The organism is Mesorhizobium sp. M7A.F.Ca.ET.027.03.2.1, assembly GCF_003999175.1.
Taxonomy (GTDB): Bacteria; Pseudomonadota; Alphaproteobacteria; order Rhizobiales; family Rhizobiaceae; genus Mesorhizobium.
On sequence record NZ_RZOM01001598.1, the window covers coordinates 1 to 870 of the forward strand.

Below are 870 nucleotides of genomic sequence, written 5' to 3' on the forward strand. Positions count from 1 at the left end.
TTGGTGATGATCTTCTGGTCGAGCAGCGCCTTGGCGGTGCGCTCGTAGGTCGCCGGGTCGAGCTTGCCGTCGGCATTGTCGATCAGCTTGGCGACTTCGCTCATCATGCGCTTCTGGTGGTTCTCGTCCTGGCCACCGCCGTCCATGACGATGCCAGCGGCTTCGTCATTGTTGTCAATGGCGTATTTCCAGCCCTTCATCGAGGCGCGCACGAAACGCACCATCTTGTCTTCGAAGGCCGGGTCCTTGAGCTTGTCTTCCGACGCATAGAGCCCGTCCTCAAGCAGGTCGTTGCCCATGGCCGAGTAGTTGAACACGGTCAGCTGTTCGGGCTTGTAGCCGGCGTCGATCAACTGCCAGTACTCGTTGTAGGTCATGACCGAGATGCAATCCGCCTGCTTCTGGATCAGCGGCTGCACGTCGAAGCTCTGCTTCAAGACGGTGACGCCGTCCGGGCCGCCGTCTGTCTTGAGGCCGAGCTTGTTCATCCAGGCGTAGAACGGATACTCGTTGCCGAAGAACCAGACGCCCAGTGTGTGACCCTTGAAGTCGGCTTCGGTCTTGATCGGGCCGTCCTTCGGGCAGACCAGCTCCATGCCTGCCTTCTTGAACGGCTGGGCGATGTTGACCAGCGGCACGCCCTTTTCGCGGGCGGCCAGCGCACCGCCCATCCAGTCGACGATGACATCGGCGCCGCCGCCGGCGATCACCTGCTCGGGCGCGATATCGGGACCGCCCGGCTTGATGTCGACGTCGAGACCCTCGGCCTCATAGAAACCCTTGGCCTTGGCGACGTAGTAGCCGGCAAACTGCGCCTGCGTGACCCATTTCAGCTGCAACGTCACCTTGTCGGCGGCCATTGCCTGGAAC

Annotated in this window: 1 protein-coding gene; it reads right to left on the reverse strand. The window is 61.8% G+C overall.

The annotated features are described in order from the left end of the window. On the reverse strand, positions 1-860 hold an 860-nt coding region (locus tag EN750_RS36700), incomplete at its 3' end, for an ABC transporter substrate-binding protein (protein WP_245482930.1). Positions 861-870: the final 10 nt, after the last annotated feature.